At 65.5% G+C, this 25031-nt stretch carries 18 protein-coding genes and 3 pseudogenes; 9 read left to right on the top strand and 12 right to left on the bottom strand.

Translation table 11 applies throughout. From position 1 onward, the window contains the following. The 5 genes and pseudogenes from H8B02_RS27665 to H8B02_RS27645 form a co-directional block, all read right to left on the bottom strand. Positions 1 to 218, bottom strand: a pseudogene (locus tag H8B02_RS27665) (NfeD family protein); the annotation flags it as partial. A gap of 119 nt (positions 219 to 337) precedes the next feature. After that, complete coding sequence (dapA, locus tag H8B02_RS27660; RefSeq protein ID WP_229169138.1) at positions 338 to 1261, bottom strand: 4-hydroxy-tetrahydrodipicolinate synthase; 924 nt, start codon at positions 1259 to 1261, stop codon at positions 338 to 340. 8 nt (positions 1262 to 1269) lie between these two features. After that, positions 1270 to 1524: a hypothetical protein gene (locus tag H8B02_RS27655; protein WP_229169137.1), complete on the bottom strand. Its 255-nt coding sequence runs from the start codon at positions 1522 to 1524 to the stop codon at positions 1270 to 1272. 115 nt (positions 1525 to 1639) lie between these two features. Further along, a complete protein-coding gene (locus H8B02_RS27650) occupies positions 1640 to 1915 on the bottom strand; it encodes a hypothetical protein (protein ID WP_092116205.1) in 276 nt (91 codons plus the stop codon). A 13-nt stretch (positions 1916 to 1928) separates the two neighbouring features. After that, on the bottom strand, positions 1929 to 2393 hold the full coding sequence (locus H8B02_RS27645) for a hypothetical protein (RefSeq protein WP_229169136.1): 465 nt from the start codon (positions 2391 to 2393) through the stop codon (positions 1929 to 1931). 485 nt (positions 2394 to 2878) lie between these two features. On the opposite strand from H8B02_RS27645, the gene H8B02_RS27640 reads away from it, so the two are divergent. The 7 genes and pseudogenes from H8B02_RS27640 to H8B02_RS27610 all read left to right on the top strand — a co-directional run bounded on the left by H8B02_RS27640 (position 2879) and on the right by H8B02_RS27610 (position 11371). Beyond that, entirely contained in the window at positions 2879 to 2968 is a 90-nt protein-coding gene (locus tag H8B02_RS27640) for a K(+)-transporting ATPase subunit F (protein ID WP_016846764.1), read from the top strand. 119 nt (positions 2969 to 3087) lie between these two features. Next, positions 3088 to 4791 carry a potassium-transporting ATPase subunit KdpA gene (gene kdpA, locus H8B02_RS27635; protein WP_229169135.1) on the top strand — a complete coding sequence of 568 codons (1704 nt, stop codon included), beginning with the start codon at positions 3088 to 3090 and terminating at the stop codon, positions 4789 to 4791. Between the two features lie 24 nt (positions 4792 to 4815). Further along, positions 4816 to 6927, top strand: a complete 2112-nt coding sequence (gene kdpB / locus H8B02_RS27630; protein ID WP_229169134.1) for a potassium-transporting ATPase subunit KdpB — start codon at positions 4816 to 4818, stop codon at positions 6925 to 6927. Positions 6928 to 6939: 12 nt separating this feature from the next. After that, complete coding sequence (locus H8B02_RS27625; RefSeq protein ID WP_229169133.1) at positions 6940 to 7545, top strand: K(+)-transporting ATPase subunit C; 606 nt, start codon at positions 6940 to 6942, stop codon at positions 7543 to 7545. 39 nt (positions 7546 to 7584) lie between these two features. Then, entirely contained in the window at positions 7585 to 10296 is a 2712-nt protein-coding gene (locus tag H8B02_RS27620; RefSeq protein ID WP_229169132.1) for a DUF4118 domain-containing protein, read from the top strand. After that, a pseudogene (locus tag H8B02_RS27615) lies at positions 10293 to 10981 on the top strand (response regulator). The gene H8B02_RS27620 and the pseudogene H8B02_RS27615 overlap by 4 nt, the downstream one beginning before the upstream one ends. A 162-nt stretch (positions 10982 to 11143) precedes the next feature. Continuing rightward, positions 11144 to 11371 carry a DUF6496 domain-containing protein gene (locus tag H8B02_RS27610; RefSeq protein ID WP_229169131.1) on the top strand — a complete coding sequence of 76 codons (228 nt, stop codon included), beginning with the start codon at positions 11144 to 11146 and terminating at the stop codon, positions 11369 to 11371. A gap of 109 nt (positions 11372 to 11480) precedes the next feature. Here H8B02_RS27610 and ku read toward each other — a convergent pair whose 3' ends face one another. Beyond that, on the bottom strand, positions 11481 to 12368 hold the full coding sequence (gene ku, locus H8B02_RS27605; protein WP_229169130.1) for a non-homologous end joining protein Ku: 888 nt from the start codon (positions 12366 to 12368) through the stop codon (positions 11481 to 11483). A 106-nt stretch (positions 12369 to 12474) separates the two neighbouring features. Here ku and ligD point away from each other — a divergent pair, with 106 nt between their 5' ends. Continuing rightward, positions 12475 to 15099 (top strand): DNA ligase D, encoded by a 2625-nt coding sequence (gene ligD, locus H8B02_RS27600; protein WP_229169129.1) that lies wholly within the window; start codon positions 12475 to 12477, stop codon positions 15097 to 15099. Between the two features lie 169 nt (positions 15100 to 15268). Here the strand turns inward: ligD and H8B02_RS27595 are convergent, their stop codons facing one another. Beyond that, positions 15269 to 15433, bottom strand: a complete 165-nt coding sequence (locus H8B02_RS27595; RefSeq protein WP_076865768.1) for a DUF3309 family protein — start codon at positions 15431 to 15433, stop codon at positions 15269 to 15271. Positions 15434 to 15597: 164 nt separating this feature from the next. Here H8B02_RS27595 and H8B02_RS27590 point away from each other — a divergent pair, with 164 nt between their 5' ends. Then, positions 15598 to 15906, top strand: coding sequence for a polyhydroxyalkanoic acid system family protein (locus tag H8B02_RS27590; RefSeq protein ID WP_229169128.1), 309 nt, complete (start codon positions 15598 to 15600; stop codon positions 15904 to 15906). Positions 15907 to 15915: 9 nt separating this feature from the next. On the opposite strand, the gene treY is transcribed toward H8B02_RS27590, so the two are convergent. The 5 genes and pseudogenes from treY to H8B02_RS27565 form a co-directional block, all read right to left on the bottom strand. Next, positions 15916 to 18699, bottom strand: a complete 2784-nt coding sequence (gene treY / locus H8B02_RS27585; RefSeq protein ID WP_229169127.1) for a malto-oligosyltrehalose synthase — start codon at positions 18697 to 18699, stop codon at positions 15916 to 15918. A 4-nt stretch (positions 18700 to 18703) separates the two neighbouring features. Then, positions 18704 to 20455, bottom strand: a complete 1752-nt coding sequence (treZ, locus tag H8B02_RS27580) for a malto-oligosyltrehalose trehalohydrolase (RefSeq protein WP_229169126.1) — start codon at positions 20453 to 20455, stop codon at positions 18704 to 18706. Then, positions 20452 to 22524, bottom strand: a complete 2073-nt coding sequence (gene glgX / locus H8B02_RS27575; protein ID WP_229169125.1) for a glycogen debranching protein GlgX — start codon at positions 22522 to 22524, stop codon at positions 20452 to 20454. The genes treZ and glgX overlap by 4 nt, the downstream gene beginning before the upstream one ends. A 3-nt stretch (positions 22525 to 22527) precedes the next feature. Then, complete coding sequence (glgB, locus tag H8B02_RS27570; protein WP_229169124.1) at positions 22528 to 24675, bottom strand: 1,4-alpha-glucan branching protein GlgB; 2148 nt, start codon at positions 24673 to 24675, stop codon at positions 22528 to 22530. Then, positions 24672 to 25031: pseudogene (locus H8B02_RS27565) on the bottom strand (alpha-amylase); the annotation flags it as partial. The pseudogene H8B02_RS27565 and the gene glgB, both read right to left, overlap by 4 nt.

Genomic DNA, 25031 nt, shown 5'->3' with positions numbered 1-25031 from the left:
CCCGGCGTATTCAGGCGCAGAATAACGATCTCGGCGCGCCGCGCGGCCGCCTTCGCCAAGCCGTCCTTGACGTAGCTGGCCGATGCTGGCCCGATCGCTCCGTCGATTGAAATGGTCAGGGCAAGACGGTTGTTGTCCGCGGCCGTACCGGGACCAATGGAAACAACCAGAGCGACCAGGGCGATCGCCACAACGAGAGCGGCCTTGAAGGTCTGCACGGCAAGCACTCCCTTGCCGTGAATATGGGATGCCGTTCCGGAACCTCAATATGGCGCGGTGTCACGGACGCGGTGGGCTGATTCCCTTGTGCGTTGCGATGACCTGCGTTGTGGCACGCTCAGTGCGCGACGGCCAGATATTCGTCGGCGATTTTGGTCATCGCCTGCGCGATCTCGGCCTTCGCCGGTCCGTTGAGCTGAACGATCGGCAGCCGTGTCGCCGGCTGCATGAACCCCAACAGCGCCAGTGCGAATTTCAGGGCGGCGGGGTGCTCGCGCTCCAGCAGCGTCGCGAGCGGCACCAGCCGCTGATGCAGCTCGCGCGCCTGATACAACCGGCCCTCACGCAGATGCCGGGCCACCGCCACGCACAAATCGGGCGCGACGTTCGAGACCGACGAGATGCAGCCATCGCCGCCGGCGGCCATATAGGCGAGCGACATGGTGTCGTCGCCGGTCAGCATCCGGAATGTCGCCGGTAGCCGTGGACGCAGGCGCCTGAGGCGGGCGACATCGCTGCTGCCATCTCGCAGTCCGATGAAGCGCGGCGATGCTGCGAGCTCAACCAGCGTCTCGTCCGCGAGGCCTTTCACCGTCCGCGCGGGAATATCGTGCAGGATCACGGGCAGTGTCGTGGCCGCGGCGACGGCGCGGAAATGCGCCGCCATGCCTCGTGGCATCGGCTTGTTGTAATACGGCACGACCGACATGATGGCGTCGGCGCCGGCCGCTTCCGCCGCGCGCGTGAACGCGACGGCGCGATCCGTCGCGTTCGATCCGGCGCCGGCGATGATGCGGACCCGCTTGCGCGCGACACGGGCTGCGATGTGAACCAGCTGCGCGCGCTCCGCGGGCTCCAGCGTCGAACTTTCACCCGCGGTCTCGCCGACCACCAGCGCCGAGGCGCCGGCCGCGATCTGACGCTCGCACAGCCGGCCGAACGCCTCGGTGTCGAGTTCGTCCCGGTGGTTGAAGGGGGTTGGAAGGTCGGTGATGAAGCCCGACAGCCATGCCGCTGATTCCGCTCGCGATGCTGACGTCATGGAGTGGCTCAGGCCACGCGGCTGGCGGGGAGGCTTGCGGTCTCGCCGCTTATATCGAGCTCGAGCTCGCGCGACAGCTCGACGATCATTTCGGGGTGCTGGCCGTTCTCGAACAGCGCGTATTTGACAGCCTGGGCGCGGTTGACGAACAGGCCGCCATAGAGGCCGTTCTGTTGCTGGGCGACCCACTGGCCGCGGTGGTTGCGGCCGATGAAGACAATGGTGGACACAGCGCTACACGAGGGAGGTTCGACGAGTTTCACGATTGTAGTCCTTCAGGTGGAAGTCACGCGTTCAATGTCCGTCTTGCCGGATATGAAATCGAGCGCGGAGGACGGCCGACTTCATAGGAGCGGCATAGGATTTGAGGGGGTGGGCTTAGATGTGCTGGACGATGCCGGTGCCGAGCGCGCACAGCGCGACATAGGCGGTCATCTCGTCCCAGTGATTGAGGTTTGCCGCGAACGGCATCTCGCGCTTGACGAGGCCAGCGAGCGCGCAGATCAGCGCCGACATCCAGAGCAGCGTGACGAGGCCCCTGCCGAAGCCTGCGCCGGCGAAGACGGCAAAGCCGATCATGATGGCAAGCCGGAAACCGAACCGGACCATCACCTGAACCGACTGCAGCTGCTGCGGCAGTTGTTTTGCGTTCACGACGGCGCCGCCATCAGCCGATATTGTCGACGAGCATCGGCTCGTAGAGCCAGCTGATGCCGCGACGGACGGTGGGCACGCTGGTGCGGTTCTCGGGCGTCGAGATCCGCTGCGCCTCGACGAAGGCGCTGAGGATCGCGAGCGCAAGATCCGCATGATGGGCCTCGATCGACTGGTCGAGCCAGTCGGGCAACTCGCGTTCGCGCGACAATGCGCAGTACCACTCGCCCTCGTCATAGACCAGGCGGCGGATCTGCCATTGCGGCAGCTCGAGATCGAGCAGCGCGATCGCGGCGTCGGTCCATGCGCCGGACTGGATCAGGTGCTCGATACGGGAGGTCTTGCCGCTCTGTCCGGCCGAGGGAAAGCGCCGGCAGGTCTGGCTGATGATGTCGGCCATGAACTCGGCGGTGACTGTATAGGCATCGCGCAGCCGGTCGCCGAGGTCGGTGGAGGTGGGTTGGGAGAGCACGGACATGGCGTCATCTCGTAAGGCACGGCCCAAGGTATTGGCCGCAGGCTCAAAATGGCCTGACAGCCATTTGAAAACGAGATGAGGAGAGGGGCGGAGATATAGGGATTCCATAAAGATGGAACACCTGTCGTCCTGGCGAAAGCCAGGACGCATTACCACCGCCGTCGATTGCAGGCTCGATGTCTAGCCGCGTGCCCTTTCCCGCGGCCGCGGCGTATGGGTCCTGGCTTTCGCCAGGACGACAGCGGAGAGCGGATCGGCACTTATAGGATTCCTATAACGTCCTTATGCGTCACATCTCGAAAACCTATGCCCCGGATGGCACCTCACGGTGATCCGGCGCGGAGCGCTTATACGGTCGTCCCGCGCCCCTCGGATGCATAGGAGTCTTTCATGATGGACATTCTCATGGCGGCGCTCGCGATCGGCTTCTTCGCGGCCGGCATCGGCTACGCCTACGCCTGCGAACGGCTTTAAGGGAGGCGGCGATGATCTTCGATTACTCGCTCGCCGGCCTCGTCTCGCTCGGCCTGCTGTTCTACCTCACCTACGCACTGCTGCGGCCCGAACGCTTCTAGGCGGCCCGCGATGTCAGCGCTTTGCACAATTCTGTTGGCCGACGCGGTGCTGACCGGGCTGTTGCTCGGCATGTTCGCGTCGCTGCTGCGCTTCGCACCCATTCGAAAGGTTTGACGCAATGACCGTCATCGGTTGGATTCAAATTATTCTGTTCTGCGCGATCGTGGTCGCGCTGGTCAAACCGCTCGGCTGGTACATGACCCGCGTGTTCAACGGCGAGCGCACCTTCCTCTCACCCGTGATGCGCCCGGTCGAGCGCGGCGTCTATTGGGTCGGCGGCGTCGACGAGCGGCGCGAGCAGCACTGGCTGACCTATACGGTCGCCATGCTGCTGTTCCATGTCGGCGGCTTCGCCCTCATCTACGGCCTGATGCGGCTGCAGGCTGTGCTGCCGTTCAACCCGGCCGGCCAGACGGCGGTCGCGGAGGATCTCTCCTTCAACACCGCGATCTCCTTCATCACCAACACCAACTGGCAGAACTACGGCGGCGAGAGCACGCTGTCCTATCTGGTCCAGATGCTGGGCCTGACGCACCAGAACTTCCTGTCGGCGGCGACCGGCATCGCGCTGGCGATGGCGCTGATCCGCGGCTTCACCCGTTCGTCGATGCGCACGGTCGGCAATTTCTGGGTCGACGTCACGCGCTGCACGCTCTACGTCCTGCTGCCGATCTGCATCGTCTATGCGCTGTTCCTGGTCTGGCAGGGCATGCCGCAGACGCTCGGCGCCTATGTCGACGCCACCACGCTGGAGGGCGGCAAGCAGACCATTGCGCTCGGACCCGTCGCTTCGCAGGTTGCGATCAAGATGCTCGGCACCAATGGCGGCGGCTTCTTCAACGCCAACGCCGCGCATCCGTTCGAGAATCCGACCGCGCTGTCGAACCTGGTGCAGATGATCTCGATCTTCGCGCTCGGCGCTGCGCTGACCAACGTGTTCGGCCGTATGGTCGGCAACGAGCGCCAGGGCTGGGCGATCCTGGCGGTGATGGGCATCCTGCTCGTCGCCGGCGTCACCGTCACCTATTGGGCGGAAGCCAACGGCACCTCGGCGCTGCAGGCATTGGGTCTCACCGGCGGCAACATGGAGGGCAAGGAGGTCCGCTTCGGCATCGTCGCGTCCTCGCTGTTCGCCGTCGTCACCACCGCGGCGTCCTGCGGCGCGGTCAACGCCATGCATGACAGTTTCACCGCGCTCGGCGGCATGATCCCGCTGATCAACATGCAGCTCGGCGAAGTCATCATCGGCGGTGTCGGCGCCGGCTTCTACGGCATGCTGCTGTTCGTCGTGCTGGCGATCTTCGTTGCCGGCCTGATGGTCGGCCGCACGCCGGAATATGTCGGCAAGAAGATCGAGGCGCGCGAGGTCAAGATGGCGATGCTCGCGATCCTGGTGCTGCCACTGATGTATCTCGGCTGGACCGCGGTCGGCGTGGTGCTGCCGTCGGCGGTGGCCTCGATGGCCAATGCCGGCCCGCACGGCTTCACCGAGGTGCTGTATGCCTTTACCTCGGCGACCGGCAATAACGGCTCGGCCTTCGCGGGCCTCACCGGCAACACCCTGTTCTACAACCTCACGCTCGCCTCGGCGATGTTCGTCGGCCGCTTCTTCATGATCGTGCCGGCGATGGCGATCGCGGGATCGCTGGTCGAGAAGAAGTCGATCCCGGCCTCGGCGGGCACCTTCCCGACCACGGGCGGGCTGTTCGTCGGCCTCGTCATCGGCGTGATCCTGATCATTGGCGGCCTCACCTTCTTCCCGGCGCTCGCGCTCGGGCCGATCGTCGAGCACCTCGCCATGAACGCCAACACCCTGTTCTGATTGAATACGTCCGGAGTGACATCCATGGAAACCATGAAACTGCAGAAACAGGTGACGGCGTCGACCATGCTCGACCCGAAAATCCTGGTGCCGGCGATCTGGTCGGCCTTCGTCAAGCTCGATCCACGGCTGATGATGAAGAACCCCGTGATGTTCGTGGTGGAGGTGGTGGCCGCATTGACCACGATCATCTTCGTGCGCGACCTCGTCACCGGCGGCGCCAACCTCGGCTTCACCTTCCAGATCATCCTCTGGCTCTGGTTCACGGTGCTGTTCGCCAACTTCGCCGAAGCCGTCGCCGAGGGCCGCGGCAAGGCGCAGGCGGAATCGCTGAAGAAGACCCGCACCGAGAGCCAGGCCAAGCTGCTCACCGGCACCGACCGGACCTATCGCATGGTGCCCGGCACCTCGCTGAAGGTCGGCGATATCGTCTTGGTCGAGGCCGGCGACAACATCCCGTCCGACGGCGAGGTGATCGAAGGCGTGGCCTCGGTCAACGAAGCTGCGATCACGGGTGAGTCCGCGCCTGTTATCCGCGAGTCCGGCGGCGACCGTTCTGCGGTCACCGGCGGCACCCAAGTGCTGTCGGACTGGATCCGCGTCCGCATCACCGCGGCGCAGGGCTCGACCTTCATCGACCGCATGATCAGGCTGGTGGAGGGTGCCGAGCGGCAGAAGACGCCGAACGAGATCGCGCTCAACATCCTGCTGGCGGGCCTCACCATCATCTTCGTGTTCGCGACGGTGACGATCCCGAGCTATGCGGCCTATGCCGGCGGCTCGATCTCGGTCGTGGTGCTGGTGGCGCTGTTCGTCACGCTGATCCCGACCACGATCGGCGCGCTGTTGTCGGCGATCGGCATCGCCGGCATGGACCGCCTGGTGCGCTTCAACGTGCTGGCAATGTCCGGCCGCGCGGTGGAGGCCGCCGGCGACGTCGATACGCTGCTCTTGGACAAGACCGGCACCATCACGCTCGGCAACCGCCAGGCAACCGCGTTCCGGCCGATCCGTGGCGTCTCCGAGCAGGACCTCGCCGACGCCGCGCAGCTCGCCTCGCTCGCCGACGAAACGCCGGAGGGCCGCTCGATCGTGGTGCTCGCCAAGGAGAAATACGGTATCCGCGGCCGCGACATGCACGAGCTTGCCGCGACCTTCGTGCCGTTCACCGCGCAGACCCGCATGAGCGGCATCGATGCCGGCGCCTCGTCGGTCCGCAAGGGCGCGGTCGACGCCATCCTCGCCTATGTCGATGGCGGTTCGCCCCGCACCGTCGCATCGGGCAATACCGTTCGTGCGGTCGCGGCGACGATGAGCGCCGAGGCGCGCGAGATCCAGTCGATTGCCGACGAGATCGCCAAGGCCGGCGGCACGCCGCTGGCGGTCGCCAAGGACGGCAAGCTGCTCGGCGTCGTGCACCTGAAGGACATCGTCAAGGGCGGCATCCGCGAGCGCTTTGCCGAGCTGCGCCGCATGGGCATCCGCACCGTGATGATCACCGGCGACAACCCGATGACCGCGGCCGCGATCGCAGCCGAAGCCGGCGTCGACGACTTCCTGGCGCAGGCAACCCCCGAGGACAAGCTCAAGCTGATCCGCGACGAGCAGTCCAAGGGCAAGCTGGTCGCGATGTGCGGCGACGGCACCAACGATGCGCCGGCGCTCGCGCAGGCCGATGTCGGCGTCGCCATGAACACCGGCACCCAGGCGGCCCGCGAGGCCGGCAACATGGTCGACCTCGACTCCAACCCGACCAAGCTGATCGAGGTGGTCGAGATCGGCAAGCAGCTCCTGATGACCCGCGGCGCGCTGACCACGTTCTCGATCGCCAACGACGTCGCAAAATATTTTGCGATCATCCCGGCGATGTTCCTCGCGTTCTATCCGCAGCTTCAGGTGCTGAACATCATGCACCTGGCGAGCCCGCAAAGCGCGATCCTGTCGGCGATCATCTTCAACGCGCTGATCATCATCGCGCTGATCCCCTTGGCGCTGAAGGGCGTCAAGTATCGCGCGGTCGGTGCCGGCGCGCTGCTCAGCCGCAACCTGATGATCTACGGTCTCGGCGGCATCGTCATCCCGTTCATCGGCATCAAGGCGATCGACCTCATCGTCGCCGCCCTGGGCCTGGCTTAAGGAGCCGCAATCATGTTGAGAGAAATCCGCCCCGCCATCCTTGTACTGGTCCTGCTGACCGCGATCACGGGTCTTGCCTATCCGCTCGCCATGACGGCGATCGCCGGCGTCATCTTTCCGAAGCAGGCGCAGGGCAGCCTGATCGAGAAGGATGGCAAGGTGATCGGCTCCGCCCTGATCGGGCAGGAGTTCAAGGAGGATAAATACTTCCACGGCCGGCCGTCGGCTACGGTCGCGCCCGATCCGAACGATGCCTCCAAGACGGTGCCGGCGCCCTACAACGCGGCCAATTCCGGCGGCTCCAACCTCGGCCCGACCAGCAAGGCGCTGAACGACCGGGTCAAGGAGGATGTCGAGAAGCTGAAGGCGGAGAATCCGACTGCCAGCGTGCCGGTCGATCTCGTCACCACCTCGGCCAGCGGCCTCGATCCCGACATCTCGCCGGATGCCGCGCTGTTCCAGGTGCCGCGGGTGGCGAAGGCGCGCAGCATGTCGGAGGACGCGGTGCGCGAGCTGGTGACGCAGAACACGCAGGGCCGCTTCGCCGGCATTGTCGGTGAGCCCCGCGTTAACGTTCTTGCGCTCAACCTGGCGCTCGACGCGGCAAAGGCAAAATAGGGGAGTAGGCCCGCTCTCGCAGGATGACTATATTGCGGTATGGCCAATCAGCGTGACCCCAATAAACGACCCTCGCCGGATGCGCTGCTGGAGGCGGCGCGCCGGGAGACCGATCGATCGGGGCGGCTGAAGATCTTCATCGGCGCAGCTCCCGGCGTCGGCAAGACCTACGAGATGCTCTCGAGCGCCCACGCCCGCCTCAAGGCGGGCGTCGACGTCGTGGTCGGCGTCGTCGAAACCCATGGACGGGTGGAGACCGAGGCGCTGCTCAGGGGTCTCGAGGTGATACCGCGGAAGCCGCTGGCCTATCGCGACCAGACGCTCGAGGAGATGGACCTCGACGCCCTGATCGCACGGCGGCCGCAACTCGCGCTGGTCGACGAGCTCGCCCACACAAATGCGCCGGGCAGCCGGCATCCCAAGCGCTATCTCGATGTCGAGGAGTTGCTGTCGCACGGCATCGACGTCTACACCGCGATCAACATCCAGCACATCGAGAGCCTCAACGACGTCGTCGCGCAGATCACCCATGTGCGGGTGCGCGAGACCGTGCCCGACTCGGTGGTCGATCGCGCCGATGCGATCGAGCTGATCGACCTCACCCCAGACGACCTGATCCAGCGGCTGAAGGAGGGCAAGGTCTATGTGCCCAAGCAGGCCGAGCGCGCGCTGGAGCACTATTTCTCGCCGGGCAATCTCACCGCGCTGCGCGAGCTGGCGCTGCGCCGTACCGCCGAGCGGGTCGACGAGCAATTGCTGACCCACATGCAGGCCAATGCCATCCAGGGTCCCTGGGCCGCCGGCGAGCGCATCCTGGTCTGCCTGAGCGAGGATCCGCGCGCGGCCGGGCTCGTGCGCTACACCAAACGCCTGGCCGACCGGCTGCATGCGCAATGGACCGCCGTCAGCATCGAGACGCGGCGCAGCCTGCAACTGAACGACGAGCAGCGCGACAGGCTTTCTGACACTATGCGGCTCGCGGAATCGCTCGGCGGCGAGGCGCTGACCCTTCCCGGCGTCGGCCGTCGCATCGCCGACGACGTCATCAATTTCGCCCAGGCCAACAACGTCACCCAGATCATCATCGGCAAGTCGACGCGCTCGCGCTGGTTCGAGCTGACGCACGGCTCGGTGGTGCACGATCTGGTGCGCCGCGCCGGCAATATCAGCGTCAACGTGATCGCCGGCGACGAGCTGCCGGTCGGTAAGGCGGCGGTGCAGACCGCGCAGCGGCCGGAGCCGTTCAATCCGCGGCCCTATCTGATGGCGCTGCTGCTGACGGCCATCGGGCTCGGCGCGGCCAAGCTGATCCAGCCATTCTTCGGCATCGAGAATGTCGACCTCGTCTTCATCACCGCGGTGGTCGGTGCCGCGGCGCGCTACGGCCTGTGGCCGTCGCTGCTGGCCAGCGTCGCGGCCTCGCTGTGCTACAACTTCTTCTTCCTGCCGCCGGTCTACACCTTCACCATCACCGACCCGACCAATGTCGCGGCGTTCTTCTTCTTCATGCTGATCGCGCTTTTGGTCTCCAACGTCGCGGCGCGGGTGCGCGTCCAGGCCGACACGGCGATCGGCCGCGTCCGCACCACCGAGTCGCTCTATGCCTTCAGCCGCAAGCTCGCCGGCACTGCGACGCTCGACGACGTGCTGTGGGCGACCGCCTACCAGATCGCGCTGATGCTCAAGGTGCGCGTGGTACTGCTGCTGCCGGAGGGCGGGATGCTGACCGTCAAGAGCGGCTATCCGCCGGAGGACCAGCTCGATCAGGCCGATCTCGCCGCCGCCAACTGGGCCTGGGGCAATGATCGCCCGGCGGGCCGCGGCTCCGACACGCTGCCGGGCGGCAAGCGATTGTTCCTGCCGATGCGCACCGGCCGCGGCCCGATCGGCGTGATCGGCATCGACGACGATCGCACCGGGCCGCTGTTGACGCCGGACCAGCGCCGGCTGCTCGATGCGCTGGTCGACCAGGGCGCGCTGGCGATCGAGCGCGTGCTGCTTGTCGAGGACATGGACCGCGTCAAGCGCACGGTGGAATCCGATCGGCTGCGTGGCGCGCTGTTGACCTCGATCTCGCACGACCTGAAGACGCCGCTCGCCTCGGTGCTCGGCTCGGCCTCGGCGCTGCGCGATCTCGGCGCCAGCCTGAGCGATGCCCAGAAGCATGATCTGCTTGCCACCGTGATCGATGAATCCGAGCGGCTGAATCGCTTCATCGCCAATCTGCTCGACATGACCAAGCTGGAATCCGGCGCGATCGTGCCCAACACGGCGCGGCACGATGTCGGCGAGATCGTCGGCAGCGCGCTGCGCCGTGCCGCCAAGATCCTGGTGCATCACCGGGTGTCGCTCGAGCTCGCCGCCGATCTGCCGATGCTGGAGCTCGACGCCGTGCTGTTCGAGCAGGTGCTGTTCAATCTGCTCGACAACGCCGCCAAATACGCTCCCTCGGACACCACGATCTCGATCCGCGGCGCGCGCGACCGCGACACCATCGCGCTGCAGATCCTCGACGAGGGCAACGGCATTCCGGCCGCGGAGCTCGATAGCGTGTTCGACAAGTTCTATCGCGCCGAGAAGGGCGACCATGTCCGCCCCGGCACCGGCCTCGGGCTTGCGATCTCGCGCGGTTTCGTCGAGGCGATGCGCGGCACCATCGCGGCGGCCAATCGCTCCGACCGGAGCGGCGCCGTCATCACCATCCGCCTGCCGATCCCCGCCGACACCAACGCGCTGGATACTGCTGCATGAACGCGACGCCCATCAAGGTCCTGGTCATCGACGACGAGCCGCCGATCCGCAAGCTGCTGCGGATGGGGCTGAGCACGCAGGGCTACGACATCCTCGAGGCCTCCAACGGCAGAAACGCGCTGGAGATGCTGGGCGAGGGGCCGGCACTGATCATCTCGATCTCGGATTGCCCGACATCCAGGGCCACGATCTCTTGCGCATGATCCGCGGCCGCAACGAGAGCGTGCCGATCGTGGTGCTGTCGAGCCGCGGCGACGAGGCCGGCAAGGTGCAGGCGCTCGATCTCGGCGCCGACGATTACCTGACCAAGCCGTTCGGCATGGACGAATTGCTGGCGCGGCTGCGCGCGGCGCTGCGCCATCAGCTGCAGGTGCAGGGCGAGCGGCCGGTGTTCCGCTCCGGCGATCTCTCGGTCGATCTGGTGCGCCGGATCGTCAAGGTCGGCGACAGGGAGATCAAGTTGTCGCCGAAGGAATATGACCTGTTGCGCGTGCTGGTGCAGCATGCCGGCAAGGTGCTGACGCATCGCTTCCTCTTGAAGGAATTGTGGGACGAATTGACCGACGCGCAATATCTGCGCGTCTATGTGCGCCAGCTCCGCCAGAAGATCGAGGCCGACCCCGAGCGTCCGCAATTCGTGCTGACCGAGACCGGCATCGGTTATCGGCTGCGCGCGGCGGACTGACCTGTCATGCCCCGCTTCAAGCGGGGCATCCAGTACGCCGCGGCTTCTCCGCTCAACCATTGGCGTCTCTGGAATACTGGGTCGCTCGGTCGAGCCGGTCGACGACATGGTCGGAACTTTCATCCCGATCGAGGCTTGTTTTCCGTTACCGGGAGAGAAGCCATGGCAAGAAAATACTCGCGGAAGGCATCAAGCGATGTCGAGCGTGTGATGAAGAAGCGCAAGGCCGGCACGCTGCGCAGCGGCCGCTCCAAGAAGAAGGTGAAGAGCCGCAAGCAGGCGATCGCGATCGGTCTGTCAGAGGCCCGTGCCAAGGGGCGGAAGGTGCCGAAGAAGACTGCGAAGAAGCGCAATACAGCCAAGAAGCGCAAGAGCTCAAAGAAGAAGTAGGGCTAAACTGCCTCCGTTCGTCATGGCCGGGCTTGACCCGGCTATCCACGTCTTTCTGGCCAAGTAGATGGATGCCCGGGTCGAGCCCGGGCATGACCAGCGCATCGATTCAACCCGCCTTCCGCGACAGCGCGCTCGACCGGTGCGCCTTCTTTGCGGCACGGCGGTGCGAGGCCGGGCGCCGTGTGGCGGGGCCCGAGCGCCGTGCGCCACCTTTTCGGTCCTTCAGGCTCTGCTTCAGCGCGTCCATCAGGTTCACCACATTGCTCGGCTTCTCCTCGCGCGCAGCGGCCTTGATCGGCTTGCCGGCGGCCTTGCGGCGGACCAGCGCCTTCAGCGCGGTCTCGTACTCGTCCTTGAATTTCGACGGATCGAAATGCGCGGCCTTGCTGTCGAGGATGTGGCCGGCGAGCTCGACCATGTCCTTGGTCACCTTCGGGCTCTTGATGTCGTCGAAATAGTCGCCGGCATCGCGCACCTCGTAAGGATAGCGCAGGGTGGTGCCGAGCATGCCCTTGTCGAGCGGCTCGATCGCGATCACGTGCTCGCGGTTGGTCAGCACGATGCGCGCGAGCGCGACGCGGTCCTGGTCCTTCATGGCGTCGCGGATCACCGCGAACGCGTCGACGCCGGCCTTGCCGTCCGGCCTGATGTAGTAGGGGTGGTCGAGATAGCGCTTGTCGATCTCGTCCTCGGGCACGAAACTGTCGATGTCGATCGTGTGGTTGCTTTCGATTTGGACCGCATCGAGCTCGTCCTTATCGATCTCGACATATTTGCCCTTGGTGACCTCGTAGCCGCGACCCTTCTGGTCGCCCTCGACGACGTCGCCGGTCTCGGTATCGACCATCTGCTGCTTCAGCCGGTTGCCGGTCTCCCGGTTGATCATGTGGAAGCGGGTCTTCTCGACCGTGGTCGAGGCCGGGTAAAGCGCCACGGGGCACGACACCAGCGAGAGTTTGAGCGTGCCTTTCCAGTAGGCGCGGGGAGCGGCCATGATCATCTCCAAACAGCTTGAGTTTGGAACTTGAACGGATACCGTAGGTTTTGGTTCCTGAAGGCCGCGCAGAGGCGGCGGCCCTGGTTTGCGCCGAGGTCTGGACGTGTCGCTGAGAAACCTCACCAATTATCGCAAGAAGCGCGACTTCGAGAAGACCAATGAGCCGTCGGGCGAGGTCAAGGTCGCACCCGGCAAGCAGCGGCGCTTTGTGATCCAGAAGCACGACGCGACGCGGCTGCATTATGATTTCAGGCTGGAGTTCGACGGCGTCTTCAAGTCATGGGCGGTGACGCGCGGGCCGTCGCTCGATCCGCACGACAAGCGGCTGGCGGTCGAGGTCGAGGACCATCCGCTCGACTATGGCGATTTCGAAGGTACGATTCCTGAAGACCAGTATGGCGGCGGCACGGTGCAGCTCTGGGATCGCGGCACCTGGGAATCGGACGATCCCGAGCGCGGCTTCAAGAAGGGCGACCTGAAGTTCACGCTGCACGGCGACAAGCTGCACGGCAGCTGGGTGCTGGTGCGGATGAAGAACGACCGCCTCGGCGGCAAGCGTACCAACTGGCTGTTGATCAAGCACCGCGACGAATATGCCGTTGACGGCAACGGCGAAGCGGTCCTCGACGAGGACCGCTCGGTCGCCTCCGGCCGCTCGATGGCAGAGATCGCAGCCGGCAAGGGCCGGGCACCGAAGCCGTTCATGCTGGCCAAGGGCAACGGCAAGGCCAAAGCGGATGCGGTCTGGCAGTCCAATCACGGCATCGCCGCCAACGCGCGCGCCAGGACCAAGGCGCCGGCACCCAGGGAAAAACTCAAGGCGCAATTGAAGACGCCGCCAAAGGCGAGGCCGAAGCAGGTGGCGAAGATGCCGGACTTCGTTTCGCCGCAGCTCTGCACCGTGGTCGAGAGTCCGCCCAATGGCGCGGGCTGGTGCCACGAGATCAAGTTCGACGGCTACCGCGTGCAGCTCCGCATCGAGGACGGCAAGGCCGTGGTGAGGACCCGCAAGGGGCTCGACTGGACCGACAAATTCGGTGCGATCGTGAAGGAGGCCGGCAAGCTGCCGGATGCCCTGATCGACGGCGAGATCGTCGCGCTCGACGAGAACGGTATCCCCCATTTTTCGGCGCTGCAGGCCGCGCTGTCCGACGGCAAGACTGAGAAGCTGATCTTCTACGCGTTCGATCTGCTTTTTGCCGGCTCCGAGGATCTCCGGCCGCTGCCGCTCACCGAGCGCAAGGCGCGGCTGCAGGCGCTGCTCGCCGCGCGCAAGGGCAAGCTGATCCGCTATGTCGAGCATTTCGAGGAGCGTGGCGACGCCGTGCTGGAGTCCGCGCGCAAGCTCGCTCTGGAAGGCATCGTCTCCAAGCGGCTCCACGGCGCCTATCGCTCCGGGCGCTCAGACGACTGGACGAAAGCGAAAATCCGCGCCGGCCATGAAGTAGTGATCGGTGGCTGGAAGACCACCAACGGCAAATTCCGCTCGCTGATGGCGGGCGTCTATCGCGGCGATCATCTGGTCTTTGTCGGCATCGTCGGCACCGGCTTCGGCCAGGACACGGTCCGCCGCATCATGCCGGCGCTGAAGGCGGCGGCGTCAGACACCAGCCCGTTTGGCGGCAAGGATGCGCCGAAGAAGACCCGCGACGTGCACTGGCTGAAGCCTGAGCTGGTCGCCGAGATCGAGTTCGCCGGCTGGACCGACGCCGGCAATATCCGCCAGGCGGCGTTCAAGGGCCTGCGCCAGGACAAGCCGGCGCGCGAGGTCGAGGCCGAGCGGCCGGTCGTAACCAGAGTGGTGAAGCCGATGGCCAAAGGAAAATCCAGCGCGGTGATGGGCGTCGCCATCTCCCATCCGGACAAGGCGTTGTGGCCCGATGCCGGCGACGGCGAGCCCGCGACCAAGCTCGACCTCGCCACCTATTTCGAGGCGGTCGGCGAATGGATGATCTCCTATCTCAAGGGCCGGCCATGCTCGATCGTGCGCGCCCCTGACGGCATCAAGGGCGAGACGTTCTTCCAGCGCCACGCGATGGCCGGCACGTCGAAGCTCCTGAAGCTCGCCAAGGTCTCCGGCGACCGCAAACCCTACCTGCAAATCGACCAGGTCGAGGGCCTGGCGGCGGTGGCGCAGCTCGGCGGCCTCGAGCTGCATCCCTGGAATTGCGCGCCCGATGCCTATGACACGCCGGGCCGGCTGGTGTTCGATCTCGATCCCGCGCCCGACGTCGCGTTCTCCGATGTGATCGAGGCCGCCAAGGACATGCGCCAGCGGCTCACGGCAGTCGGCCTCGCGAGCTTCTGCAAGACTACCGGCGGCAAGGGCCTTCATGTCGTGGCGCCGCTGCTCGCAGGTGCCAGAGACAAGGTGACATGGAAGGAGGCCAAGGCGTTCGCGCAAGCGATCTGCCAGTGGATGGCACAGGACGATCCTGAGCGCTATCTGATCAACATGTCCAAGGCCAAGCGCACCGGAAAGATCTTCCTCGACTATCTGCGCAACGATCGGCTTTCGACCGCGGTCGCGGTACTGTCGCCGCGGGCGCGGCCCGGCGCGACGGTGTCGATGCCGCTGACCTGGACCCAGGTGCGCGGCGACCTCGATCCGAAGAAATACACGGTGCGGTCGGTGCCGGCGCTGCTCGCCAAGAGCAAGGCGTGGGACGGCTATGAAGATGCGGCCTCGTCGATCAAGCCGGCGATGAAGAAGCTCGCGGCACAGTGAGAATCGTCAGGAGCGCGGGCGTTCTCCTCGTCATACCCCGCGAAAGCGGGGTATCCAGTACGCCGCGGCTCATCGGTTCAATCGCCACCGGCTCTGGAATACTGGATCACCCGCTTTCGCGGGTGATGACAGTTGTTGATGCGGATAGGGCGCAACACACGGCCCGGCGCTACAAGCGTCCCAGCAGGAGCAGGATCAGCAGGATCACGATCACGAGGCCGAGACCGCCGCCGCCATAATAGCCTGTGCCGTAGAACGGTCCGCCGCCGATGCCGCTGAAGCCGCCAAGCAGCGCAATGACCAGAATGATAAGAATGATCGTTCCAAGTGACATCTCAGTTCTCCTCAGCCCACGGGCCTGTCGTCTCTGCCCTTCGGGGGAGGAAACAACCCGCAACTGTGAAGGTTCCGGTTTGAGCGGTGCGATAAAACTGTGTGATCTTCCATTTGCGGTGGAACAGAATTACATCAACAGAGTCCATGGAGGAGTGCACCACGATGTCGGCTCCGCTGATTGTCTCGATTCCCCACAGCCTCGGCCGCAACGAGGCGATGCGCCGCCTGAAGACAGGCCTGTCGCGCGCAGCGGCGAACGTGCCGGTCATGAGCGTCGACGAAGAGCGCTGGGAGAACAACCGCATGAGCTTCCGCGTCCGCGCGCTGGGGCAGGTCGCGGCCGGCCATCTCGATGTCGAGGACACCCATGTGCGGCTGGAGGTGACGCTGCCGTGGCTGCTGCAGCGCTTCGCCGAGGTCGCGCAGGTCGCCATTCAGAAGAGCGGGCAGTTGCTGCTGACCAAGCGCTGACGCGCGGCGCTAGCCGTGCGCGCGCGCACGCCTTGAAGCTTGCTTGGCTCCAGCTACGGCTCTCGCCTTCAGCACCGCGACGGGCAGCCTGGCGAACAGCGTCGAGAGCTGAATCCTGCTGTCGCCGCCCGGGAGCGCGCATCCGGCCAGGTCGATCTCGCCGTCAAAGGCCTCAGCGCGCGGCCAGCTGCGTCCGCCCTGCGTGAACGGGGCAAATGATTTGGCCATCGCGACGATGACCGCGTCGCGGCCATGGCGCCGTGCGAAGGCGATGACATGATCGCGATGCGGGCCACTGACCGTGAGCGGCTGGTAGTCGCCGCCGCTGAAGACCTCGGGCAGCTCGTTGCGCAGCCGCAGCAGTTGCCGCGTCCATGCGAACTTCAGGCGGCCGTCGCGCCAGCTTTGCACCAACGCGTCCCAATCCGGCGCCTCCAGCGCCGCGAGCATGCCCGCGCGTCCGGCGAAGTCGACCGGACGGCGGTTATCCGGATCGACAAGCGAAAGATCCCAGCTTTCGGTGCCCTGGTAGAAATCCGGCACGCCCGGCATCGTCGCCTTCAGGGTGATCTGGCTGAGCGAGTTCAGCGCGCCGATCAGCGCGGTGCGTTGCGCCAAGGTCTCCAGCGCATCGAGGAATTCAGGCGAGACCGTGCGATCGAGGATCCGCGCGATGAAGGTCTTCACGCCCGTCTCGTAAGCTTCGTGCGGATTGAGCCAGCTGGTCTCCTGCTTGCCTTCGCGCGCGGCCTTCAGCGCATAGGCCTGGATGCGCCCGACCAGCGATGCGTCGTCCGGGTCCCAGGCGCCGAGCAGGGCCTGATACAGCATGTATTCGAACGTTGCCGACGGGGCGCGCATCTCGCCGTCGAGCACCAGATGCGGCGCGTTGAGCACCTTCCAGCGCGCCACCGCGCTGGTCCATTCGCCGGGGATCTCCGCAAGCGCCATGATCCGGGCGCGGGCGTCCTCGCCGCGCTTGGTGTCGTGGGTCGCGGTCGCCGTCATGCCGTGCGGCCATTCGCGGGCACGGGCCTGCATCATGGCGTGGAAGGTCTCGGGCGTAATCGCACTCGCCGCCGGATCGCCGCCAACCTCGTTGAGCGCGAGCAGGCGGTGGTAGCGATAGAAGGTGGTGTCCTCCAGCGACTTCGCCATCATTGGCCCGGTGAATTGCTGCACCTTGAGCGCGAAGCGCCGGATCCGTGGCGCACCGTGCGGCGGCCGGCCGGGCTTCAAGAGGTCCATGGTCAGGGCATCGCACAGGAAGTCGAAGATGCCTTCGTCGGCGGCGAACCAGTCGGCACGGGCGCGCTCGATGGTCGCGCTGATCAGCGCGCGGTCATGCGCGGTCGGGCCGGAGACGGTGAGATAGGTGCGGTAGACCGGGAAGTGCAAAACATAAAGCTCGAGCGCCTGCCGCAGGCTGTCGGCGGAGAAGTCGCGGGTCGAATAGTGGCCGCTGGCAATGCGCACGAGCAGCCGCGCCAACACAGTGAATTCGCTGGTCAGCAAGGTCTCCAGCACGCGGCGCTTGGCCGCGCGCAGCACCGGCGTCACATTCGGCGACTGGTTGCTGATCTGCCGCCAGATCTCGTTGAGCGGATCGAGCCCGCCGCCATCGACCAGCGCCTGGCTGATCGTGTTCATCCATTCATAGCCGGTGGTGCCATGGACGCCGCTGAATTTCGTCAGCTTCTCGTCCTCGCCGAGGATCTTCTCGATCACCATGTAGATCGGCTTGGCCTTGGCGCCCTGCGCGGAGCGGATCAGGCGGCGCAGGCGCTGGAAATATTGGGCGGGGTCGCGCAGCCCGTCGATATGGTCGAGCCGCAGGCCCTGCAACCGGTCCTCCGCGATCAGCCGCTTCACGAGACTGTGGCTCGCCTCGAACGTGGCGGCGTCCTCGACCCTGAGGCCGGCCAGGGTGTTGACGTCGAAGAAGCGGCGATAGTTGATGTCGCTGGAGGCAAGCCGCCAGTGGCCGAGCTTGTAGTGCTGGCGTTCCAGAAGATGATGCAGTGCCAGTGTCTGGGTGGGCCGGTCCTCGGCAGCGCGATAGGCATCGAGCCCGCGCGCGATGATCTCGGCACTGCCCTCGATCGCCTTGATCGCCGCCTTCAGGGCCGGCGCTTCCTTGCGGTTGGGGTGACGCAGCCCGCGATACCTGGCGGCGAGCTCGAGCAGCGCGCGCCCGGCCGGACCATCTTCGGCGGCGGCCTTGCGGACGACGGTTCGCAGCACCTCGCCATAGCGCTCCGGCGCGATCGGCAGGCGGTGCTCGAAATACCAGGCGGAGAAACTGCCTTCGTTGGCGTCGTAGCGCAGTTCGATCTCGCCGCGCTCCAGCGCCTGGCCATAGGATGTGCCGAGGATCGGCAGCAGCACGCCGCCGCGCGCGCGATAGGGCAGGAGGTCCCAGTCAATGTCGAAGGAGATCGCGTGGGGCGACACCGGTCCCCATTCCAGCACGTCGAGCCACCACGGATTATCGGCAAAGTGCACGCCGACATGGTTCGGCACGAAATCCAGGATCAGGCCGAGGTCATGGCGCTTCAAGGCGTCGCTGAGCCGTGCAAAGCCCTCTTCGCCGCCGAGCTCCGGGTTGAACTTGGTGTGGTCGACGACGTCATAGCCATGGGTCGATCCCTTGCGCGCCTTCATGAACGGCGAGGCATAAACATGGCTGATGCCGAGCGCCTTTAGATATGGCGCCACCGCGGCGGCGGCATCGAAGTCGAAATCGGCAGTGAGTTGCAGTCGGTAGGTTGCGATCGGGATCGCTGGAGGCATTGTGCTATCCGATGTGCCAGCGCACCGCCCAGCCAGGGAGGTCGCTCGACAACGCGGCGCCCCAGATCGCAGTTCCCTTCGGTTCCGCTGCGCCGGTGATAGTCCGATCCGACAAATTGGCTGCCAGCCAGAGCGTGCGGCCGTCGCCCATCTGCCAATGCGCGGTCAAGAGATCGCCCGCGACGCGGTCGCCGCCGAAGCGTGCCCCGATGAGCCGCGGCGTGATCTCGCGCTGCCGCACGGCGAGCAGGTCGCGCACCAGCGCAAGCCGCCTTCGAGCAGGATCGTGGCCGAGCGCCGCCCAGTCGAGCACGGCCGATCGTACCGTCCCCTCGGCAAGCGGGTCGGGTATGTCGTCGCCGTATTTGGCATAGGCCCAGGCGAATTCCTTGCGCCGGCCGGCGCGAACGGCGTTGGCGAGGTCGCCCTTGAAATCGCAGAAGAACGGGAAGGACGACGTCGCGCCCCATTCCTCGCCCATGAACAGCATCGGCGTGGTCGGCGCGATCAGCGTCACAGCCAGCGCCGCCTCGATCGCATTGGGCTTTGCGATGCTCTCGAGACGATCGCCCAGCGGCCGGTTGCCGATCTGGTCGTGGTTCTGCAGGAAGTTGATGAAGCAGGTCGGCGACAGCGCGCCGCTCGGCTCGCCGCGGGCCTTGCCGCCCCAGAACGCCGAAACTTCGCCCTGATAGATGTAGCCCGACGACAGCGCGCGCGCGAGGTCCTGCTTCGGCGCGCGGTAGTCGCCATAATAACCCTGCGTCTCTCCGGTCAGCAGCACATGCCAGGCGTGATGATAATCGTCGTTCCACTGGCCGCGGAATTTGCCGTGCGGCGGGTCTTCGGCGGCATCGAGCAGGCTTGCAATGTTGTCGCCGTTCTCGAGCACGAGATTGATGTGCCGGCCGGTCTCGGTGGCGAGCTTGCCGGCGGCCTTGCTGAAGTCATGCAGGATGGAGATTTCGCCGGCTTCGACGATGGTGTTGACCGCGTCGAAGCGCAGCCCGTCGAAGCGGTAGTCGCGCAGCCAGCTCACCACGCTGCCCATCGCAAACGCGCGCACCTCGGGCACGCGATAATCGATCGCACTGCCCCATGGCGTATGCGCGTCGCTGAAGAAGGTGGGTGCATAGCGGCCGAGATAATTCCCCTCGGGGCCGAAATGGTTGTAGACCACGTCGAGCATCACCATCAGCCCGCGCAGATGCGCTTCGTCGATCAGGGTCTTGAGGTCTTCGGGGCGGCCGTAGGCGCTGTCGGGCGCATACCACAGCACACCGTCATAGCCCCAGTTGTGCGTGCCTGCGAAATCCGCCAGCGGCATCAGTTCGAGCGCGGTGATGCCGGTTGCCACCAGATGATCGAGCTTGTCGATCATGGCGCGGTAGGTGCCCTCTCGCGTGAAGGTGCCGACATGCGCCTCGAGAATGACGGCCTCATGCCAGGGACGGCCGCGCCACTCGGTCGCGCGCCATTTGAAGGCTGCATGATCGATCACCTCGCTCGGGCCGAACACATCGTCCGGCTGAAATGCGGAGGCGGGATCGGGCACATCGACCTCGTCATCGATGCGGAATTTGTAGCGGGTACCAGCGCGCGCGCCTGCGATCTCGGCGATGTACCAGCCGGCCGCATCGCGCGTCAGCGCATGGGGGCGGTCGAGCAGGAGGTCGACGCGCTTGGCCTCCGGCGCCCACAGCCGGAAGCGTGAGCCATCAGGTGTCAGCTCGGCGCCGAAATGCTGCGTGCTCATGCGGAGCCTGCAAATGCCAGCACCGAGCGCGGCGGTGCCGTGGTGTCGGCGCCGGATGCAAACTGTTCAGCCGTTTGCTCGGCTTTGGTCGTGTTCAAGACCTGCTGCCAATTCCTGTATTCCGTCATCCTCGGCATCCTGAACACGATCTCCTGCGGCGCGGCATTGAGCACGATAAAGATCGGCGCCTGGCCCTGTTCCATCGGCCCCAGCACGTAGGCGAGGAACCGGCTTTCCGGGAATTTCCAGTCGGACTCCTTCATCTCCTCTGCCGCCGGCGTCAGCCACAGCACGCCGTAGCTGCCGTCGCCGCGGCGGCCGTCGAGCCAGCTCTGGCAGCGGATCTGGCCGAAGCGCTGGCGGAGCGCGGTGAGATGGCCGATGAAGGCAATGGCGTCGTCGTCCGTGCCGAGGTTCTCCCAGCCGATCCAGCCGGTCTCATTGTCCTGGCAATAGGCGTTGTTGTTGCCGGCCTGCGTGTTGGCGACCTCGTCGCCGGCAAGGATCAGCGGCGTGCCCTGTGCGAGCAGCAGGCAGGCCAGCGCGTTCTTCCTGAGCTGGCGGCGCAGCGCGATGATGGCGGGATCGTCGGTCGGGCCTTCATGGCCGCAATTGTTGCTGTGGTTGTCGTTGGAGCCGTCGCGATTGTCCTCGCCATTGGCCTCGTTGTGCTTCTCGTTGTAGCTGAAGAGATCGGCGAGCGTGAAGCCGTCATGCACCGTGATGTGGTTGACGCTGGCGCGGGTCGCGCGGTTGTCGTGGTGAAACAAATCCGAGGACGCCGTCATGCGGCCCGAGATGTCGCCGATCAGGCTGCCTTCGCCGCTCCAGTAGCGCCGCATCGCGCTGCGATAGCGGTCGTTCCACTCCGACCATTGCGACGGAAACGCGCCGACCTGGTAGCCGCCGAGACCAAGGTCCCAGGGCTCGGCGACCATCTTGGCGGTCGCCAGCACCGGGTCCTGGCGGATCGCTGTGAGGAAGGGATGGTTGCGATCGAAGCCGTTCGGCCCGCGCGCCAAGGTCGTGGCGAGATCGAAGCGGAAGCCGTCAACATGGCAGACCTCGACCCAGTAGCGCAGCGAATCCATCACCATCTGCAGCACGCGCGGATGGGTGAGGTTGACCGAGCTGCCGCAGCCGGTGAAGTCGTCATAGAAGCGCGGGTTCTCGCGGTTCAGCCAGTAATAGGAGGCGTTGTCGATACCGCGGAAGCAGAGCGTCGGGCCCATATGGTTGCCCTCGGCGGTGTGATTGTAGACGACGTCGAGCAGCACCTCGATGCCGGCATCGTGCAGCCGCGCCACCGTGGTACGGAACGAGTCGAGCGCATTGTCCTGGGCGTAGCGTGCCTCCGGCGCGAAGAAGGCAATGGTGTTGTAGCCCCAGTAATTCGACAGCTTCTTCTCGACCAGAGTGCGGTCGTCGATCAGGCCGTGGATCGGCAACAGCTCGATGGTGGTGACGCCGAGCCGCTTGAGATGGTCGATCATCGCCGGCGATGACAGGCCGCCATAGGTGCCGCGCAGGTTCGGCGGCACGTCCTCGCGCTTCTGGGTCAGGCCCTTGACGTGGGCCTCATAGATGATGGTGTCCGGCCAGGGAACGTGCGGCCGGATCTCCCGACGTCCCCAGTTGAAGGTCTCGTCGACCACGACCGCCTTCGGCATGCCGCGGGCATTGTCGCGCCGGTCGAAGGAGAGATCCTCGCGCGCGCTGCCGGTGCGGTAGGCGAAATGCGCATCGCTCCACACCAGCCGGCCGGCCAGCCGCTTGGCGTAGGGATCGAGCAGCAGCTTGTTGGCGTTGAAGCGGTGGCCGCGCTCCGGTGCATACGGCCCGTAGACGCGATAGCCGTACAGCTGGCCCGGCGAGACGTCGTTGAGATAGCAGTGCCAGACATCCTCAGTGCGCTCCGGCATCTCGATCCGCTCGAGCTCGCGGCGGCCCTGGCCGTCGAACAGGCACAGCTCCACCTTCTCCGCATTCGCCGAGAACAACGCAAAATTGGTGCCTCTGCCGTCCCAGCTTGCACCGAGCCGTGCGGACGTACCCCCGGTCAGTCGCATGAATCAGCTTTCCGGTACGAGGAAGATCGCTGCCAGCGGCGGAATGGTCAGGCTCAGCTCGGGCGTGGCGCCCTCCGAGGCGCGGACCTCGCCGATATTGCCGACATTGGTGCCGCCATAATGGGAGGAATCCGAGTTGAACACCTCGTGCCACTTGCCCGCGAACGGCACCCGGACGCGATAGTTGCGGTAGACATTGGGCGAGAAGTTCAGGACCACGAGGCAGCGGGCGCGCGCATCATTGCCCTTGCGGATCCAGCCGAACACATTGTTGCTGGCGTCGTCGGTGATGACCCATTCGAAGCCGGCCTGGTCGCAGTCGAGCTCGTGCAGCGCCGGCAGCGCGCGATAGAGCCGGTTGAGGTCGCGGACCAGGTTCTGGATGCCGCTATGCCTCGGCTGTTGCAGCAAATGCCAATCGATCGAGTGGTCGTGATTCCATTCGCGCTCCTGGCCGAACTCGCAGCCCATGAACATCAGCTTTTTGCCGGGATGCCCGAACATGAAGCTGTAATAGGCGCGCAGATTGGCGAAGCGCTGCCAGTCGTCGCCGGGCATGCGGCCGAGGATCGAGCGCTTGCCGTGCACGACCTCGTCGTGGGACAGCGGCAGGATGAAGTTCTCCGAGAAGGCGTAATGCAGGCCGAACAGGATGTCGCCGTGATGGAATTTGCGGTGGATGGGATCCTTGCTGATATACTTCAGCGTGTCGTGCATCCAGCCCATGTTCCACTTGTAGCCGAAGCCGAGCCCGCCATATTCGACCGGCCGCGACACCTGCGGCCACGCGGTGGATTCCTCCGCCGCCGTCATCGCCTGCGGGAAGTGTGCGTAGAGTTCGGTGTTGAAGCGGCGCAGGAAGTCGATCGCCTCGATGTTCTCCCGGCCGCCATATTTGTTCGGAATCCAGCCGCCGGCGGGACGGCTGTAGTCGAGATACAGCATGGAGGCGACGGCATCGACGCGCAGCCCGTCGATGCCGTAGCGATCGAGCCAGAACAGCGCGTTCGACACTAGGAAGTTGGTGACCTCGGTGCGCCCGTAATTATAGATCAGCGTGCCCCAATCGAGGTGACGGCCCTGCAACGGATTGGCGTGCTCGTAGAGCGCGGTGCCGTCGAAATTGCCAAGACCGTGCGGATCATCGGGGAAATGCCCGGGGACCCAGTCGAGCAGCACGGCGAGGCCTGCGCCGTGGCAGGCGTCGATCAGCCCGGCGAAATCGTCGGGCGAGCCGAAACGGCTGGTCGGCGCGAACATCCCGGTTGGCTGGTAGCCCCACGAACCATCGAACGGATGCTCGGTGATGGGGAGGAATTCGATATGCGTGAAGCCCATGTCGCTGGCGTAGGCGGGAAGCTGCTCCGCCATCTCGCGATAGGTCAGCCACTCATTGCGGCCCTTGCGGCGCCACGACCCGAGATGAACCTCGTAGATCGACATCGGCGAGCTCAGCGCGTTGACGCGATCGGGCGCCGGGCGCGGATGCGGGATCTTGCGCTCGTCGATCACGATCGAGGCGGTCTTCGGACGCACCTCGGCGGCGAACGCCAGCGGATCGGACTTCAGCGGCAGATGCTGGCCGTTCCGCCCGATGATCTCGAACTTGTAGTGATCGCCGACGCGTGCGCGCGGGATGAACAGCTCCCAATAGCCCGGGCCGCGCACCCGCATCGGATGCCGCCGTCCGTCCCAGAAATTGAAGTCGCCGACCACGCTGACCCGCCGCGCATTCGGCGCCAGCACCACGAAGCCGATGCCGTCGACACCGTCGAGCGTCATCGGATGGGCGCCGAGCGTGTCGTAGACGCGCAGATGCGTCCCTTCGCCGAGCAGATAGAGGTCGAAATCGCTCAGGATCGGCGGAAAGCGGTAGGCATCCTCCAGTTCAACGACGTTGTCGCCGAAGCGGGCGCGGAGCTGGTAGCGCGTCGAACCGTTCGGCAAGGGACCTGCGAACAGGCCGGCGTCATGGATTTTCGCCAGCGGCGCCGCCTCGCCATGCTCGCCGACCGCCTCGACATTGCTGGCATCAGGCAGGAAGGCGCGAACGACGTTGCGATCCCCCTCGGCGTGGAGCCCGAGATAGTGGAACGGATCGGAGTGGCGGCCCTCGATGATGGCATAGGCCTCGGCGGGCAATTTATTCATGCAACCTCATGCGGCTGTTGGGCCAGGAGTCTCAACAGGCCAGTCAGTGGGACGCGGAGCCAATCCGGCCGATTGGCCAGCTCATACTCGATCTCGTAGAAGGCTTTCTCAAGCAGGAAAAAGTTGAGCAGGCGATCGGCCGCCCTGGCGTCGGCGGGCCACAGCCGCTGGCCGGCCGTGGTCTCGCGATAGGCCGCCAGCAGGGCATCCGCGGCCTGGTCGCGCCATTCGGCCAAAGCAAGGCTCAGCCTGCCGCTCTCGTCAGGCGCGACCTTGAGTGCCCGTTCCAGCGCGGCGGTCGCGGCATAGTCGATCGAGCGGATCAGGCCGGCGACGTCGCGGGCCGCCGGCGCCTT

This window comes from Bradyrhizobium altum, from assembly GCF_020889705.1.
In the GTDB taxonomy this organism is placed as follows: domain Bacteria; phylum Pseudomonadota; class Alphaproteobacteria; order Rhizobiales; family Xanthobacteraceae; genus Bradyrhizobium; species Bradyrhizobium altum.
This window is presented reverse-complemented; position numbering and strand designations above follow the sequence as displayed.